The 16,448-nt window shown below is 71.4% G+C and carries 13 protein-coding genes; 10 read left to right on the forward strand and 3 right to left on the reverse strand.

Annotation, left to right across the window (positions count from 1 at the left end):
• Positions 1–29: 29 nt before the first annotated feature.
• From ACIBHY_RS42660 to ACIBHY_RS42685, 6 genes are all read left to right on the forward strand, one after another.
• On the forward strand, positions 30–545 hold the full coding sequence (locus ACIBHY_RS42660) for a hypothetical protein (RefSeq protein WP_397241813.1): 516 nt from the start codon (positions 30–32) through the stop codon (positions 543–545).
• Between the two features lie 208 nt (positions 546–753).
• Positions 754–1,602 (forward strand): DUF4097 family beta strand repeat-containing protein, encoded by an 849-nt coding sequence (locus ACIBHY_RS42665; RefSeq protein ID WP_397241815.1) that lies wholly within the window; start codon positions 754–756, stop codon positions 1,600–1,602.
• 234 nt (positions 1,603–1,836) lie between these two features.
• A complete protein-coding gene (locus ACIBHY_RS42670; protein ID WP_397241817.1) occupies positions 1,837–2,805 on the forward strand; it encodes an ATP-binding cassette domain-containing protein in 969 nt (322 codons plus the stop codon).
• Complete coding sequence (locus ACIBHY_RS42675) at positions 2,802–3,578, forward strand: ABC transporter permease (protein ID WP_397241819.1); 777 nt, start codon at positions 2,802–2,804, stop codon at positions 3,576–3,578. Before ACIBHY_RS42670 ends, ACIBHY_RS42675 begins: the two co-directional genes overlap by 4 nt.
• A gap of 16 nt (positions 3,579–3,594) precedes the next feature.
• The gene (locus tag ACIBHY_RS42680) at positions 3,595–4,059 is read left to right on the forward strand and encodes a pyridoxamine 5'-phosphate oxidase family protein (RefSeq protein ID WP_397241821.1); all 465 of its coding nucleotides are present in this window, start codon (positions 3,595–3,597) and stop codon (positions 4,057–4,059) included.
• A 69-nt stretch (positions 4,060–4,128) separates the two neighbouring features.
• On the forward strand, positions 4,129–5,355 hold the full coding sequence (locus ACIBHY_RS42685; RefSeq protein WP_397241823.1) for a serine hydrolase domain-containing protein: 1,227 nt from the start codon (positions 4,129–4,131) through the stop codon (positions 5,353–5,355).
• A gap of 362 nt (positions 5,356–5,717) precedes the next feature.
• Here ACIBHY_RS42685 and ACIBHY_RS42690 read toward each other — a convergent pair whose 3' ends face one another.
• Positions 5,718–6,164 (reverse strand): MarR family winged helix-turn-helix transcriptional regulator, encoded by a 447-nt coding sequence (locus ACIBHY_RS42690; protein ID WP_397309700.1) that lies wholly within the window; start codon positions 6,162–6,164, stop codon positions 5,718–5,720.
• A gap of 96 nt (positions 6,165–6,260) precedes the next feature.
• On the opposite strand from ACIBHY_RS42690, the gene ACIBHY_RS42695 reads away from it, so the two are divergent.
• Positions 6,261–7,871, forward strand: a complete 1,611-nt coding sequence (locus ACIBHY_RS42695; protein WP_397241827.1) for a DUF885 domain-containing protein — start codon at positions 6,261–6,263, stop codon at positions 7,869–7,871.
• 56 nt (positions 7,872–7,927) lie between these two features.
• Here ACIBHY_RS42695 and ACIBHY_RS42700 read toward each other — a convergent pair whose 3' ends face one another.
• On the reverse strand, positions 7,928–9,463 hold the full coding sequence (locus ACIBHY_RS42700; protein WP_397309701.1) for a long-chain fatty acid--CoA ligase: 1,536 nt from the start codon (positions 9,461–9,463) through the stop codon (positions 7,928–7,930).
• Positions 9,464–9,611: 148 nt separating this feature from the next.
• Between ACIBHY_RS42700 and ACIBHY_RS42705 the strand changes: the two genes are divergently transcribed.
• A complete protein-coding gene (locus ACIBHY_RS42705) occupies positions 9,612–11,171 on the forward strand; it encodes a GMC family oxidoreductase (RefSeq protein WP_397309702.1) in 1,560 nt (519 codons plus the stop codon).
• On the opposite strand, the gene ACIBHY_RS42710 is transcribed toward ACIBHY_RS42705, so the two are convergent.
• Positions 11,141–14,626, reverse strand: coding sequence for a helix-turn-helix domain-containing protein (locus tag ACIBHY_RS42710; protein ID WP_397241833.1), 3,486 nt, complete (start codon positions 14,624–14,626; stop codon positions 11,141–11,143). The genes ACIBHY_RS42705 and ACIBHY_RS42710 overlap by 31 nt on opposite strands.
• A 100-nt stretch (positions 14,627–14,726) precedes the next feature.
• Here ACIBHY_RS42710 and ACIBHY_RS42715 point away from each other — a divergent pair, with 100 nt between their 5' ends.
• Both ACIBHY_RS42715 and ACIBHY_RS42720 read left to right on the forward strand, forming a co-directional pair.
• Complete coding sequence (locus tag ACIBHY_RS42715) at positions 14,727–15,083, forward strand: hypothetical protein (RefSeq protein ID WP_397241835.1); 357 nt, start codon at positions 14,727–14,729, stop codon at positions 15,081–15,083.
• A 75-nt stretch (positions 15,084–15,158) separates the two neighbouring features.
• The gene (locus ACIBHY_RS42720; RefSeq protein ID WP_397309703.1) at positions 15,159–16,412 is read left to right on the forward strand and encodes a cytochrome P450; all 1,254 of its coding nucleotides are present in this window, start codon (positions 15,159–15,161) and stop codon (positions 16,410–16,412) included.
• Positions 16,413–16,448 lie beyond the last annotated feature (36 nt).

The raw sequence follows: 16,448 nt of genomic DNA on the forward strand, positions 1-16,448 counted from the left end.
TGGTGCCATGGGCATGTCATAGTGGTGTCATGGAACTCGCGCCATATGTCGATCACCTCCGCCGGGAGCTGGCGGTCGCCGCCGAGGCCGGCGGTGAGGAGACCCGGGCGCCGGCCGAGCGCCTCATCGCGTCGCTGGAGTCGGCCGCCCGGCTGACCCTGCTGGAGGCGCTGTCGGCCGCCGCCAACGAGATCACCAGGGAGCTCGCCCCCGGCTCGGTGGACGTACGGCTGCGCGGACGTGACCCGGACTTCGTCGTGACCCCGCCGCCCGTGGCGCCACGTGACACGGAGGCGGGTCCGGGCACCGCCCAGGCCCGCCCGGTACGCCCGCCGGAGACCGACGAAGGCGGCACCACCCGGGTGGCGTTGCGGGTTCCTGACCATCTCAAACCACGCATCGACGAGGCGGCCGCCCGAGAGGGGCTGTCGGTGAACTCCTGGCTCGTACGCGCGGTGTCGGCGGCTCTCGACCCCGACCACGGGGGCCGGGGAACGAAGGACGCGGGCTCCGGCGGCCAGCGCTACACCGGCTGGGTCCGCTGACCCCACATCCCGGCGCCGCCCATGGCGCCGTCGTCATATCGGCCCGCCGTACCGGCACCTGAGGGCGGCGCGCACCGGCATCGGCCGCCGCACGGGCGCGTGAGGGCAGCGGCCACCACCATCGGCCCGCCGCACGGGAGCGGCGGTCGCCGGCATCGGTCCGCCGTACGGGCAGCAGAGGCGGCAGGTATCAAGAGGAGGCAGCGCCATGCCCAGGTTCGACACGAACGAACCGATCTCGGCCAGCATCGAGATCGGCACCGGCCATATCCGCATCGTCGCGAGCGAGCGCACCGACACGGTCGTCGACGTGCGCCCGGCCGATTCCGGCAACGAGTCCGATGTCAGCGCCGCCGAGCAGACCCGGGTCGAGTACTCCGGCGGCAGGCTGACCGTGAAGACGTCCAAGGACTCCGGCCGCCGCAGCTGGTGGTGGTTGTGGGGCGGTTCGGTCGAGGTGACGGTCGAGTTGCCCTCGGGGTCCGGCGTGGAGGTGCAGGCCGACGCGGAGGTGCGCTGCCGCGGGCGGCTGGGTGACTGCCGGTTCACCACGTCGATGGGCGACGTCGACGTCGACGAGGCCGGACGGGTCCAGATCCACACCGGTGACGGCGACGTCCTGGTGACGCGGGCCGGCGGGCCCGCCGAGATCACCACGGCCAACGGCGACATCCGGGTGCGGGAGATCGACGGCGCCGCTCTGGTGAAGACGTCCAACGGCAACATCACACTCGGCCAGGTATCCGGTGACGTACGGATGAACACCGCCTACGGCGACATCCAGGTCGAGCGTGCGCTGTCGGGTGTGATCGCCAAGACCGCGGCGGGCGACGTACGGCTGGGCCAGATCGTCCGCGGCTCGACGGTGATCGACACGGCCTACGGCGAGCTGGAGGTCGGCGTCCGCAAGGGCACGGCCGCCTGGCTGAACGTCTCGTCCCAGTACGGCGACGTGCGCGTCCAGCTGGACGCCCACGACGGCCCCGCCGAGGCGGAGGACATGGTCGAGGTCCACGCCACGACCGGCTACGGCGACATCCTCGTCCGCCGCGCCTGACCGGCAACCCGGCCATCCACACCCGCACCCCCACGAGGTGACCACCTGAGCCCTGCCTGACCGCCCGACCCCGACATCACCTGACACTCGCCGCACGCCCGCCCGGTGACCGCTCCCGGGACCGCAGGCCGCGCGCGACACTTCCCCGCACCGCCGCCACGGCGCGCCAGAGCGCGCCCGAAACCGGCAGGGCAGGACCCCCGACACCCACACGTCCGAAAGAGACGAGGCATCATGCCCTCCCATGCCCAACCCGCCATCGCGGTGACCGGCCTGCGCAAGTCCTATGGCGACAAGCTGGTCCTGGACGGCATCGACCTGACCGTCCCGGCCGGCACCATCTTCTCCCTGCTCGGTCCGAACGGCGCGGGCAAGACCACCGCCGTGGAGATCCTGGCCACCCTGAAGAAGCCCGACGCCGGTGAAGCGCGGGTCAACGGCTTCGACCTGGCCAAGCAGTCCGACGAGATCCGCATGTCCATCGGCGTCACCGGCCAGTTCGCCGCCGTCGACGGCTATCTGACCGGCGAGGAGAACCTGCTCCTCATGGCCGACCTGAACCACCTGTCCAAGCAGGAGGGCCGCCGCAGGGCAGCCGAGCTGCTGGAGCGCTTCGACCTGGTCGAGGCGGGCAAGAAGGTGTCGACCACCTACTCGGGCGGCATGCGCCGCCGACTGGACCTGGCGATGACGCTGGTCGGGGACCCACGAGTCATCTTCCTGGACGAGCCCACCACGGGCCTGGACCCGCGCAGCCGCCACACCATGTGGCAGATCATCCGGCAGCTGGTCGCGAACGGCACCACGATCTTCCTGACCACGCAGTATCTGGAGGAGGCCGACGAGCTGGCGGACCGCATCGCCGTACTCGATCATGGACGGATCGTGGCGGAAGGCACCGCGGAGGAGCTCAAGCGGCGCATTCCCGGCGGCCACGTGAGCCTGCGCTTCGCCGACCCGCGCGCGCTGCGGGCGGGCGAGCTCGCGCTCGGAGCGGCGGGCGAGGTGAGCGCGGACGAGGACGCGCTCACGCTGCAGGTCCCGAACGACGGCAGCTTCCGCGCGCTACGCGCCCTCATCGACCGGCTGGACGGCGCGGCGGTCGAGGTGGAGGAGCTGTCGGTGCACACCCCCGACCTCGACGACGTCTTCTTCGCGCTGACCGGCCACCCCCACGACTCCCAGAAGGAAGCCCTCCGATGAGCTCGACGACCCTCGCCATGCGCGACTCGATGACGATGCTGCGGCGCAACCTGCTGCACGCCAAGCGGTATCCGAACATGACGCTCTCGGTGGCGTTCATCCCGATCTTCATGCTGCTGCTGTTCGTCTACGTCTTCGGCGGGGCGATCGGCAAGGGCCTGGCGACCGGCGACTACGTCAACTTCGTCACCCCCGGCATCCTCATGATGGCCACCATGTCCGGCTCGGTGGTCGTTGCGGTCTCGGTCTCGGTGGACAAGACCGAGGGCATCATCAACCGGTTCCGCACGATGCCGATCTCGCGGGCCTCGGTCATGACCGGGCAGGTGGTCGGCAGCGTCATCCAGACGATGATCAGCGTGGTGCTGGTCACGCTGGTCGCGTTGCTGATCGGGTTCCGGCCGGCGGCCGGGCCGCTGGGCTGGCTCGGGGTGATCGGGCTCATGCTGCTGGTGGCGTTCGCGATCACGTGGATCTCGGCCGCGTTCGGGCTGATCGCCAAGGGCGCGGAGACGGCGAGCAACATCGGGCTGCCGTTCCAGTTCCTGCCCTTCCTGGGCAATGCGATCGTGACGCCGGAGTCGATGCCGGCGGGGCTGCGGTGGTTCGCCGAGTACCAGCCGTTCACGCCGATCATCGGCACGCTGCGCGCTCTGCTCATGGGCCGGCCCGTCGGCGGCCAGTGGCTGGTGGCGATCGCCTGGTGCCTGGCCGGGGCCTTGGCCGGATATTTCTGGGCACGTTCGGTTTTCAACCGCCGGGCGGACAGCTGACACGCATACTCGGGCCATGGAGCCGAGGACCGAAGTACTCGACCTGCCCGACGGGTATCGCACCCAGCCGCAGACCATCACTCTGACCTGGGGCGAGGTGCGGGAGAAGCTCCGGGCCGCCCCCAGCTACTGGCTGGCGACGGCGCGCCCGGACGGCCGCCCGCACGTCGTCCCGGTCGACGGGCTGTGGGTGGCCGACGCCTTCTACTTCAGCGGCGGCGACCAGACCGTCCACATCCGCAATCTGCGCGCGAACGGCCACGCCTGCGTCCACCTGGAAAACGCGACCGCGGCCGTCATCGTGGAGGGCGCCGCCACCTGGACCACTCCCGGCCCGGACCTGGCCCGCCGCCTGGAGGCCGCCGACAAGGAGAAATACGGCTACGGCGCGTTCCTGCCCGAAGTCTGGACCCTGCGGCCGGAACGCGTCCTCGCCTGGAACAGCCTCCCCGAGGACGCCACCCGCTTCACCTGGACATGACAGTTGTCATCCCCAGCCGGTGACGCGCCGGACTAACCGCGCCCGCGCCCAACGATCATGCTGAATCTCATGAGACGACCATTGATCGCGACCGTCGCCGCCGTCGCCGCGGCCCTGTACCTCGGCGGCGCACCGGCCGCGGCCGCCACGGGCGAGCTCGACCGGCGCGAGCTGAGGCAGTCACTCGACGCCGTCCACGCCGCGGGCATGTACGGCATCTACGCTCAGGCGCGCGCCGGCCGCCAGGAATGGGCGGGCGCGTCGGGTGTGGCCGACGTGGAGACCCGTCGTCCGGTACGGCCCGGCCTGAGCCACCGGATCGGCAGCATCACCAAGACGTTCGTCGCCGTGGCCGTCCTCCAGCAGGTCGAACGCGGCCGGATCGACCTCGACGCCCCGGTGGCCCGCTACCTGCCCGGCCTCATCCCCGGCGAACGCGGCCACAAGGTCACCATCCGGATGCTGCTCAACCACACCAGCGGCATCTCCGACCACGTCGCCGGCGCGTTCCCGTCGCTCCTGGAGGGCTCGCCGAGGAGCCTGGACGACAACCGCTTCCGCACCTTCGCCTCCGAGGAACTGGTGAAGCTCGGCCTCGCCGCTCCCTCGTACGGCGAGCCGGGCGCCCAGCCGGGCTCCTACTCCAACACCAACTACGTGATCGCCGGGCTGGTGCTGCGGAAGGTCACGGGGACGAATCCCGAGGACTACATCACCCGGCACGTGATCAGGAAGGCGGGGCTGCGGGAGACGGCCTTCCCGCGCTCGCCGTACATCCGGGGGGCGCACTCCAAGGCCTACGAGAACATGTACGGCTGGATCGACCCGCCGCGCGACTACAGCGTCTACAACATGTCGTGGGCCGGAGTCGCGGGGAACCTGGTCTCGACTATGGACGACCTCAACTCCTTCTACCGGTCGCTGCTGCGTGGCGACCTGATCGGGCCGGCGTCGCTGGCCCAGATGAAGACGACGGTGAAGGTGGCGGTGGGCGGGTTCGCCATGGACTACGGGCTGGGGCTGTATCCGCTGGACCTGCCGTGCGGGCGGTTCTGGGGGCATGACGGCGGGGTGTTCGGGATGGGCACGCAGTCGCTGATCAGCGAGGACGGGCGGCGGCAGGTGTCGTTCGGGATGAACCTCATGAAGTATCAGCGCTTCGACGAGAACGGGCAGATGCTGCCCAACGACATCGACCCGGCCTTGGGTTCCTTCCTGCTGAAGGCTTCCTGCGGCACCGACGCGGTCCTCAAGTCCGCCCAGCCCTCCTTCCCCCTCCTGCCCACCTCCCGCTGACATCCTTTCTGAGCCGCCACCCCCCAGACACCTGGATCTGGGGGGAGAAGCCCGGAAGAGCCGGAAGGCCGGGGTAGCCCGGAGCTAGGGGTTTCGGGGGTATGGGAGGGGCGGAGACGCCGGGAATTTCGGACCCGGAGAAAGCGGCAATCCCGGGAGACAGCCGGTCGGAGAGGCCGTCGGCCAGAAAGCGCGGCGGAGCCGGAAGACCCGGAGACCGGGAGCCCGGAAGGCCGGTGTAGCCCGGTGGGGCGGAGGCCGGGTGCCCGGGGGGAGGGGGTGGAGGCAAGGCGCGGGAGTCCGGGGGGCTGAGGAGGTCGGAAAGCTCGGCGGGGCGGGGGAATGCGGGAGATGGGGGTGGGTCAGGGGGTTCGGGGGTGGTGGAGTTCTTCGGTGGCGGCCTGGTAGGCGTCGGCGGCCTGGGTGAAGTAGCGGAACAGCACCGCCCGATCCCCCTCCGTCATCCCCTCGAACACCTCGCCGAGCCGCCGCCGGGTCCCGGCGAGCACCTGTTCCAGCCCCTCCGGCCGCGCCACCGACTCCACGATGACCTTGCGCCGGTCGGCAGGGTCTGTTGCGCGGCGCACGAGCCCGCCCTTCTCCAGCCGGTCGATGAGGCGCGTGGTCGCGCCCGTGGTCAGGCCGGTGCCGGCGGCCAGGTCGCCGGAGGTCAGCGGACCGGACAGGTCGAGCAGGTTCAGCGCGTAGTAGTCGGTGGCGTTGAGTCCCGCCGCCTCCGCCGTGGCCAGCGCGTTGATCACGCCGGCGCTCAGATAGCGCCGGAAGATCTTGCTGGGGTCCGTTGACATCTCTGCAACGTAGCAGACAGGGCGTTTCTGCAACTACTGCTCCAAGGAAGATATCCCGACCCCGCGAAATGAAGGAAATGTGGCTATTGTGCCTGGGTGAGCGCAATCTTCCGCCTGTGTGAGCAGTACATCCTGAGGGCGGCGGCCCTGGACCCCGTCGAATCCGTCTACCTGGGCATCGTCGGCGACTTCGGCGTGGCCACCGACTACAGCCCCGACGGCCACGAGGCCAGGCAGGAGCTGGTCCGCGACACCCTGGCCGAGCTGAGCCGCCTGGCCCCGTCCTCCGACGCCGACCGCAGGGCCGCGGCCCACCTGCGCGAACGGCTGGAGGCGCAGGCCGCCGTCTACGCGATCGGCGGGCCGTACCGGGAAGTCAGCTCGCCCTTCGGGCTCGTCTCCGGGCTCAGGGACAGCATCGACCTGCTGCCGCGCAACGACGACGAGCAGTGGCGCGCCATCGCCGCGCGCCTGGCCGCCGTCCCCGGCATGCTGAACGGCTGGCGCACCACCCTCGACGTCGGCCTGGAGCGCGGGCTGCGCGCGGCGCGGCGGCAGGCGCTCGGCGCCGCCGACCAGGCGGAGCGCTTCGCGGGCACCCACGACGACCTGATCGCGGGCTACGGCGACGGCCCCGTCGCGGGCGAGCTGGCCGAGGCCGCGCGCAGCGCCTACCGGGGCTACGCCGAGACCGCGCGCTACCTGCGCGAGGAGTACGCGCCGCGGGCCGACGAGCGCGACGCCGTCGGGCCCGAGCGCTACGCCGTGGCCGCCCGCATGCAGCTCGGCGACGAGATCGACCTGCGCGACGCCTACGCCTGGGGCTGGGCCGAGCTCGACCGCATCGAGGCGGAGATGGCCGCGGAGGCCCGCGCCATCCTGCCCGGCGCCACCGTGGACGAGGCCACCGCCCACCTGGACTCCACCGAGTACGTGGTCGGCCCCGACGCGTACCTGGCCTGGCTGAGGGACCAGCACGAGCGGGCGATCGCCGCGCTCAACGGCGCCCAGTTCGACATCCCCGAGCAGCTGCGCACGGTCGACGTGGTGCTCGCGCCGGGGTCCACGTCCGCCGCGCCGTACTACACGCAGCCCAGCGAGGACCTTTCGCGGCCGGGACGGACCTGGTGGCCGCTCGGCGGGCGGGAGAAGTTCGCCACGTGGAGCGATCTGACGACGGTCTTCCACGAGGGCGTACCCGGCCACCACCTGCAGCTGGGCGCGGTCGCCGTCGCCGGTGACAAGCTCTCCCGCTACGCCAAGATGTCCTGGGTGGGCGGCCACGGCGAGGGCTGGGCGCTGTACGCCGAGCGGCTGGCCGACGAGCTGGGCTGGCTGACCGCCCCCGGCGCCCGGCTGGGCATGCTGGCCGCCTCCGCGCTGCGTGCCGCCCGCGTGGTCATCGACATCGGCGTCCACCTGGAGCTGCCGCTGCCCGACGGCTCGCGCTGGACGTTCGAGAAGGCCTGCGAGGTGCTGCGCGAGCGCGGCAGGGCCGAGGCGCACAAGGTCCACCCCGAGGTGCTGCGGTACTTCGGCTGGGCCGGCCAGGCCATCTGCTACAAGCTGGGCGAGCGCGCCTGGCTGGAGGCGCGGGCCGAGGCGCAGGCCAGGCCCGGCTTCGACCTCAAGGCCTGGCACACCGCCGCGCTGGACCTCGGCCCGATGGGTCTCGGCACCATGCGCGAGGAACTGGCGAGGATCTAGACACGAGTACGGCTCGCGCCTCAGGGGGGAGGGCGCGAGCCGTACGGGCCGGTGGGTCAGCGCAGTTCGCGCTTGAGGATCTTTCCGGAGGCGGTCATGGGCAGCTCGTCGCGGAACTCGACGCTGCGCGGGTACTTGTAGGCCGCCATGTTCTCCTTCGACCAGGAGATCAGCTCGTCCTCGGTGATCGCCGAGCCGGCCGAGCGGATGACGTACGCCTTGATCTCCTCGCCGTGCGACTCGTGCGGCACGCCGAGCACGGCCACCAGCGAGACGTCCGGGTGGGACATGAGGACCTCTTCGACCTCGCGCGGGTAGACGTTGAAGCCACCCCGGATGATCATGTCCTTGGCCCGGTCGAAGATGGAGTAGTAGCCGTCGGCGTCGCGGGTGGCGATGTCGCCGGTGCGGAACCAGCCGTCGTTCATCACCTCTGCCGTGGCCTCGGGCCGGTTGTAGTAGCCCTTCATGATGTTGTGGCCGCGGATGGCGATCTCGCCGGGGCCCTCGCCGCCGACCGTGTTCCAGTCGGCGTCGATGAGCTTCATCTCCACGCCCCAGATGGGCGTGCCGATCGTGCCCGGCTTGGTGGGCCGGCCGAGCTGGTTGAAGCTGGCCACGGGGGAGGTCTCCGACAGGCCGTAACCCTCGAGGATGCCGATGCCGAACGTCTTCTCGAAGTCGTTGAGGACCTCGAGGGGCGAGGCGGCGCCGCCCGCGACGGCCACGTTCAGCGTGGTCGGCACCTCGGCGCCGTCGGCGTGGATCTTCGTGAGCATGGCCCAGTACATGGTCGGCACGCCGGCGAAGAACGTCACGCCTTCCTTGCGCATGATCGCCAGCGCGTCGCCCGGCTCGAAGCGGGGGAGCAGCACCATCGTGGCCCCGCGCAGGAAGCCGGTGTTCTGGATCACGGTCTGGCCGAAGGAGTGGAACAGCGGCAGCACGCCCAGGTAGACGTCGCCCCCGTCGCTCCTGGGGAACATCTTGTCGCAGACCATGGTGTTGACCAGCATGTTCTGGTGGCTCAGCTCGGCGCCCTTGGGCTGGCCGGTGGTGCCGGAGGTGTAGAGGATCACCGCGGTGTCGTCCGGCGCCGTCTGCACGGTGGCGAACTCGCTGGACATGCCGCCCAGCGCCGCCCAGATCGACTCGCCATGCTCCGACTCGGTCGCCAGCGCCGTGGCGGGCAGCACGAAGAAGTGCTCGCAGCCCTCGGTGGCCTCGAACCCGGCCTTGCCCCGCGCGCCCAGCGGCAGCTCGGGCGTTCCCTCGAAGCAGAACAGCGCCTTGGCGTCGCTGTCGGCGAGGTGGTAGGCGATCTCCCTGCCCTGAAGCAGCACGCTCAGAGGCACCACGGTGGCGCCGGCCTTGAGGATGCCGAAGTAGATGAAGGAGAAATAGGGCAGGTTCGGACAGGCCAGCGCGACCTTGTCCCCCTTGCCGATGCCCCGCGAAACCAGCAGATTGGCCACTTGGCTGGCCACGTTGTCGACCATCGAGTACGGCAGTCGCATATCACCGAAGACGATGGCCGTCTTGTCTGGCGCGTTCCTCGCGCTGTCCTCCAGGACGATCGACAAGTTGAGCATGGAAGAGCTTCCTCCCTCGGGCCGGCTTGCCGCCATCTAAGCAGGCGATGCATACCGACCGGTAGGTAACTGAGGTCACAACTGCGTATGGACGGGATCTGTCCCCTGGGGTAGGCAAGTACCAGGTTACTTACCGTTCGGAGGGGTCATGGAGTACGACTACGTGGTCGTCGGAGCGGGCTCGGCCGGGTGCGTCCTGGCCAACAGGCTGTCGGCCGATCCGGGCGTGACCGTGGCGCTGGTCGAGGCCGGCGGCCAGGACGACAAGCTCGAGATCCGGATGCCGGCCGGATTCAAGGCGCTGTTCAAGACCGAGTACGACTGGAACTACACCACCACCAAACAGGCCGAGATGGCCGGGCGCGAGCTCTACTGGCCGCGCGGGCGGGTCATCGGCGGCTCCTCCTCGCTCAACGCCCAGATGTGGGTACGCGGCTGCGCGACCGACTACGACCAGTGGGGCGTCCCCGGCTGGGGCTTCAACGACGTCCTGCCGTACTTCAAGAAGGCCGAGCACCGCGTCGGCAGCAACAACGGCGGCGTGTACGGCACCGCGGGACCGCTCCACATCTCCGAGCTGCGCAGCCCCAACGTCACCACCGCCGCCTTCCTCAAGGCCTGCCAGGAGCTCGGCATGCGCCGGCTCGGCGAGCTGAACGAGCGCGTCAACGAGGGCTACAGCCCCACCCCGGTCACCCAGGACCGCGGCCGCCGCTGGAGCTCGGCCGACGCCTACCTGCGCCCGGCGCTCAAGCGGCCCAACCTCACCGTGCTCACCGGCGCGACCGTGGACCGCGTGGTGTTCGAGGGCAACCGGGCCGTCGGGGTCGAGCACGGCGGGGTGCGGGTGTCGGCCAGACGGGAGGTCGTGCTCTCGGCGGGGGCGATCGGCTCGCCGTACCTGCTGCTGCGCTCGGGCGTGGGCGCGGCCGAGGACCTGCGCGAGGCCGGGGTGGAGCTCGTCCACGACCTGCCCGAGGTCGGCAGGAACCTGCAGGACCACCTGTCCACCGGCGTCTACGTCGAGTCCAAACAGCCGGTCACGCTGGTCAAGGCCGAGTCGCTGGTGCAGCTGGTCCGCTACATCGTGCTGCGCTCCGGCATGCTCACCACGAACGTGGGGGAGGCGGTCGCCTTCATCAAGACCTCGCCGGAGGAGCCCGCGCCGGACATCGAGCTGATCTTCGCGCCCGGCCCGTTCATCGACCACGGCCTCACCCCGCCGACCGGGCACGGGCTGACCGTCGGCGTCGTGCTGCTGCAGCCGGAAAGCCGCGGGCGGGTCTCGCTGAGCGGGCGAGAGGTGGCCATCGACCCCGGGTACCTCACCCAGGAGGCCGACGTGAAGCGCCTGGTCGCCGGGCTGAAGGCGGCCAAGCAGGTCTTCACCACCACCGCGATGCGCCCCTACGCGGGCGGGCCCATGGCCCCCTACTGGGCGCCGGAGAGCGACGAAGAACTGGCCCAGTGGGTACGCGAGCGCGGCGAGACGCTCTACCACCCGGTCGGCACCTGCCGGATGGGCACCGACGCCGAATCCGTCGTCGACCCCGCGCTCAAGGTGCGCGGTCTCGAAGGGCTGCGCGTCGTGGACGTCTCGATCATGCCGACGCTCAACCGGGGCCACACCCACGCGCCCGCCGTCATGATCGGCGAGAAGGGCGCCGACCTGATCCTTCAGTCGCGCTCGGGACACACCGGGGCGTAGGAGCCGTCGGAGACGTGCCGGCTCCACTCCCGCGCGCTGACGGGAGTGGGGTCGAGCGCGCAGATGCGCGCGGCCACCGGCTCCGGAGCCAGCGTCCACCGGTGGAGCAGGCCGTCGTGGCCGCCGGACACCAGCCGCCCGCCGGGCAGGAAGCGCAGCGCGGCGCCCGCGGCCCGCCAGACCGCCTGGAGCCGGTGCTGCTCCCACAGGCGCAACGTCCCGTCGGTGCCGATCGTGGCCAGGCGTCCGCTCGCGGAGTCGAACGAGACGCTCCTGACGATCCCGGTGTGGCCGGTCAGCCGGGCCACGGGCGTGTCCTCGGCCAGCGACAGGTCCCACACCAGCGCGGCGCCGTCGTGCCCGGCGCTGGCCAGGTACCGGCCGCCCGGATGCCAGTCGAGGTCGTCGGAGTATCCGGTGTGGCCCTTCAGCACCCTGACCCGCTTCGGCGCGTCGGGGTGGCCGACGTCCCAGATCTGCACGTTGTTCTCCGCGTCGCCGACGGCCAGCAGGTCCTCCCTGAGGATCACGTCGGTCACGCCGTCGACGCCGGGCAGCTCGCCCAGCCGCTTCCCGGTCGCCGGGTCCCACAGGAGCACGTGCCCGTTCTCGCAGACGCTCGCGCCGATCCGGCCGTCCTGGCTCAGGGCGGCGCCGACCACGTCGGTGTCGTGCCCGGTGAACCGGCCGAGCAGGCGCGGGCCGCCCGGCCGGGAGACGTCCCAGACGCCGACCGTGTCGTCGTCGCTCGCCGAGGCCATCAGGCCGCCGGCCAGGACGAGGTTGTTGACCTGGCCGTCATGCTCCCCGGCCGTGCCCAGCGGGGCGCCGTCGAGAGTCCACAGGCCGACGCCGCCGTCCTTGCCGCCGGTCGCCATGACCCGCTCGTCCGAGGTCACCGCCATGACCTCGCCGGGGTGGACGCGCGGGGCAGGCAGCGGCATCGCCCAGCGGAACACCTCCCCGCCGGCCACCCCGGCCAGCAGGTCGCGGCCGCCGTAGGCCAGCGCCCGTACCTCGGCCGGGTGGGGGAGATCGGTGAGGAGCGCGCCGTCGGCGGTGCTCCACAGGCGCACCCCGGGCGCGCTCGTCCCCGCCGCGACCTGCCGGCCGTCGGGGCTGAAGGCCAGCGAGTAGATGAAGCCGCCGGTGGTCGGCAGTTCCCTGGCCCGGCCGGACTCGCGGTCGACCAGCCACAGCCGGTCTCCGTCCGCGGCGGCGAGGGTGGCGTGATCGGGGCTCAGGGCGAAGAGCGTGCCCCGCCTGTCGGTGCCGATCGGGCCGTCCGGTGTCAGGCCGACGAGCCGGTCCGTCCGCTTCGTGCGCTCCGGGGTGGCGGCCTTCCAGGTCAAGGTCTCCTCGCCGGTGCCCGCCACCACGGCTTCTCCGTCTTCGCCGCCGAAGCCCAGGAAGGTGACGGCGGAGGCCGCGTGGGTGGCGATCGGCTCGGGTCTGCCGACCCGCCAGACCCGCACGCCCTTCTCGCCGCCGACCGCCACGACCCGCCCGTCCCGGCGGAAGGCCGCCGTGGTGATCCGGCCGAGGTCCCAGGCCAGCCGTACCGCGGAGTCTGCGGTGCGGGGCAGCACGGGGTCTCCGGTACGGCCAGGCGTGGAGTCTCCGGTACGGCCCGGCGCGGGGTCTCCCGTACGGCGTAGCCACACCTCACCCGCCGAGTCGCCCGTCACCACGGCGGAGCCGTCCGCGCTGGCGGCCATGACCGTCACCCGCCCCGCGCCCGCGCTCGACCGGCTCCCGGCGGGGAAGCCGCTGGAGCCGATCAGCGCGCCCAGCGACTCGGGGGTCTCGGCCCGCCGCCACGCCGCCAGCGCCAGGCCCGCCGCCAGCGGCGCGTTTCCCGGGCGCACGGAACCGGCGACCGCGGCCACCTGCCGCGAGAGCGTCTCGTCGCGCTCGGCCCTGGCGTCGCCGACCTGCCAGACCACCACGCCGGCCGTCATGGCCGTGACGACCACCAGCGCGGTGCGCGCCGCGACCAGGCGGCGCAGTTTCCTCGCGGCACGCCGCTCCTCGTGTTCGCCCGCGCGCACGAACTCCGCCTCCAGCGGGCCGAGCTCGTCGGGATGCGCGGCCGCCCACTCGCGTGCCACCGCCAGCGAGGCGCCCCGGTAGGTGAACGAGGCGTCGTCGCCCGCCTGCCGCCACGCCTGGGCCGCCTCGCCCAGCCTGCGCCGGGTCTGCAGGCCCGCGCGGTCGGTCTCGATCCAGTCGCGCAACCTCGGCCAGGCGCCCAGCAGCGCCTCGTGGGCGATCGACACCTCGCTCTCGTCGGCCGTCAGCAGGCGGGCGCCGACCAGCGCGTCCAGGACCGGCCGCCAGGCGGGCGAGATCAGGCCGAGCGGGACCCGGCGGCGGGTCTGGCCGCCGTCGGGGTCGAGCTGCACCAGCCGCAGCAGCAGGCGTCTGGCCACCTCGCGCGCGGCGTCGTCGAAGCCGGTGTAGAGGTCCTCGGCGGTGGTGGCCACGGCGCCGTGGATGCCGCCGGTGCGGTGGTAGCCGGCCACGGTCAGCACGCCGCCCTCGCGCTGCTGCCACAGCGCGCGCAGGGCGTGGGCAAGCAGCGGCAGCGTGCCGGGCTCGCCGCCGTCGCGCAGAAGCAGGTCGGCCAGGCCGGGTTCGAGGCTCAGGCCCACGGCCTTGGCGGGTTCGGTGATGGCGGCGCGCAGCTGCCGCTCGGTCAGCGGCGCGAGCGCGAGCTGGCCGCCGCGCAACGCCGCCACCAGCTCGGGGTGGGCGAGCAGGTGGCCGTAGTAGTCGGCGCGCAGGCCCAGCACGACCAGCGCCCGGCCGGAGACGGCCAGCTCGTTGAGCGTGCGGACGAACAGGTCGCGTTCGGCGTCGTCGCGGCAGAGCGTGAACGCCTCCTCGAACTGGTCGGCCACCAGCACGAGCCGGCCGTCCGTGCCGAGGATCTCCGCCAGGCGGGCCATGGGCCGGGCGGTCGGGGTGAACAGAACGACCGGCCACTCGCTGGAACCCGCACGGGGCAGGGCGCCGCGGGCCAGCGCGGGCACCAGGCCGGCGCCGAGCAGCGAGGACTTGCCCGCTCCCGACGGCGCCACCACCACGAGCGGGCCGCCGCCGTCCATCCTGGCGGCCAGCCGCATGGTCAGCTCGGCGGTCGCCTCCTCACGGCCGAAGAACCAGTGGGCGCTGCCGGGGCCGAAGGCGTCGAGGCCCGGGTAGGGGCATTCGTCGCCGCCGCCGGTTCTGGGCGGGGCCAGCCGTTCCAGGGCGCCGTTGGCTTCGAGCGCGCGGTCGCAGGCGCGCGCCAGCTCGGGCGTGGGCCGCTTGCCGCCGTTCTCGATCTTGCTCAGGTAGCCCTTGCTGTAGTGCACCCGCTCGGCCAGCGTGGTCAGCGAGAGCCCGCGAAGCGTGCGCCACCTGCGTAGTTCCGCGCCGAACGCGGTCGTTTCCTGGCGTCGCCCATCCATCGGGAAACGGTCAACCCCTCCCCATCGCCGCACCGCCCCGCCAACAGTGGAGGCATCGCACAGCGTAGCCATTTCGCTACGCTCCGAGAGGAGGAATCTCATGATCAAGAACGCTCTGCTGGTCCTGACCGCGGCCCTCGCGGTGGGCGGGGCGCCGGCCCTGGCGTCGGACGACAAGCCCTTCCGCTGCAAGGCGCCCGCCATGGGCTGGAACAACGGCTGCCAGGTCCGCACGGTCCCCGCCGGGGCATGCGTGTGGGTCTACAACCGCACCTCGCAGAACACCGACATCACCTTCCGGATCCAGGGTTCGCAGGTGCGGCTCAAGGAGCGTCAGTCGGGCCGGCTCTGGAGGAACGCGAGCAACCACCCCGTGGACGCCACTCTGGGCGTGTACGCGCACGACTTCGACGACACCGTCTGGACCGAGGGCAAGACGTACCTCGACGGCTGCTGAAGCGTGTTCCGACCGGCGTCGCGGGGGCGGCGCCGGTCTTGACGTAAGTGATTGCTTGCGCAACTCTTGGGAGACATGACGGCGACATCCGACATCGACCTGTCGCAGATACCGTTCTGGGCCTTACCGCAAGCCGAGCGCATGGACGCCTTCCGTCAGCTGCGCGGGCTGGAGCGCCCGGTGTTCGTCCGCGAGAACCACGTGCCCTTCATTGGCGGCGGCCCCGGCTACTACGCCCTGGTACGCCACGCCGACGTCACCGAGGCCAGCCGCAACGCGGCCGTGTTCAGCAGCGAGCCCTGCTCCAACAGCATCCCGGACATGCCGCGCTGGCTGGCTGTGTACTTCGGCTCGATGATCAACATGGACGACCCCAAGCACGCCAGGTTACGCAGGATCGTCTCCCGCGCCTTCACCCCGCGCATCCTCTCCAAGATGGAGGAGGACCTGGCCAGGGCCGCCGCCGAGATCGTGGACGACGCCATCGCGCAGGGCCCGGGTGACTTCGTCGAGCAGATCGCCGCCAGGCTCCCCGTACGCGTCATCTGCGACATGATGGGCATCCCCGCGAAATTTCATGACATGGTGCTGCGGCGGACCAACATCATCCTCGGCAACACCGACGCCGAGTACACGGGCATCGAGCCCGACTTCAAGCGCATGAACGTCGCCCGCGGCCTCGGCAAGCTCCTGCACGCCGGCTACAGCCTGAACCGCCTCGCCGCCCGCCTCGGCGACCAGCGCCGCGAACACCCCGCGGGCGACCTGGTGAGCCTCCTGGTCAACGGCGAAGAACGCCTTACCTCCCAGGAACTCGGCTCCTTCTTCATCCTCCTGGTGGTGGCCGGCAGCGAGACCACCCGTAACGCCATCGCGTACGGGCTGAAGCTCTTCACCGACCATCCCGCACAGCGCGAACACCTCATGGCCGACTTCGACGGCCGCATCGCCAAGGCCTGCGACGAGATCGTCCGGTACTCGACGCCGGTCATCCAGTTCCGCCGCACGCTGACGCGGGATGTCGAGATGAACGGCATGCGGTACAACCAGGGCGACAAGGTGTTGCTGTTCTACAACTCCGCCAACCGGGACGAGGCGGTCTTCACCGACCCGGACACCTTCGACATCACCCGCGACCCCAACCCGCACGTCGGCTTCGGCGGCCCCGGCCCCCACTACTGCCTGGGCGCCCACCTGGCCAAGCGCGAGATGACCGTGATGTTCCGCGAACTCCTCACCCGCCTGCCCGCCATCGCGTCCGAGGGCGAACCCGACTTCCTCCTCTCCAACTTCATCAACGGCATCAAGCACCTCCGCTACACCACCTGACACAACCCCGCGATCGGCCACCCCCGCCCAGCCAAC

Source organism: Nonomuraea sp. NPDC050547, assembly GCF_044457345.1.
Lineage (GTDB): Bacteria > Actinomycetota > Actinomycetes > Streptosporangiales > Streptosporangiaceae > Nonomuraea.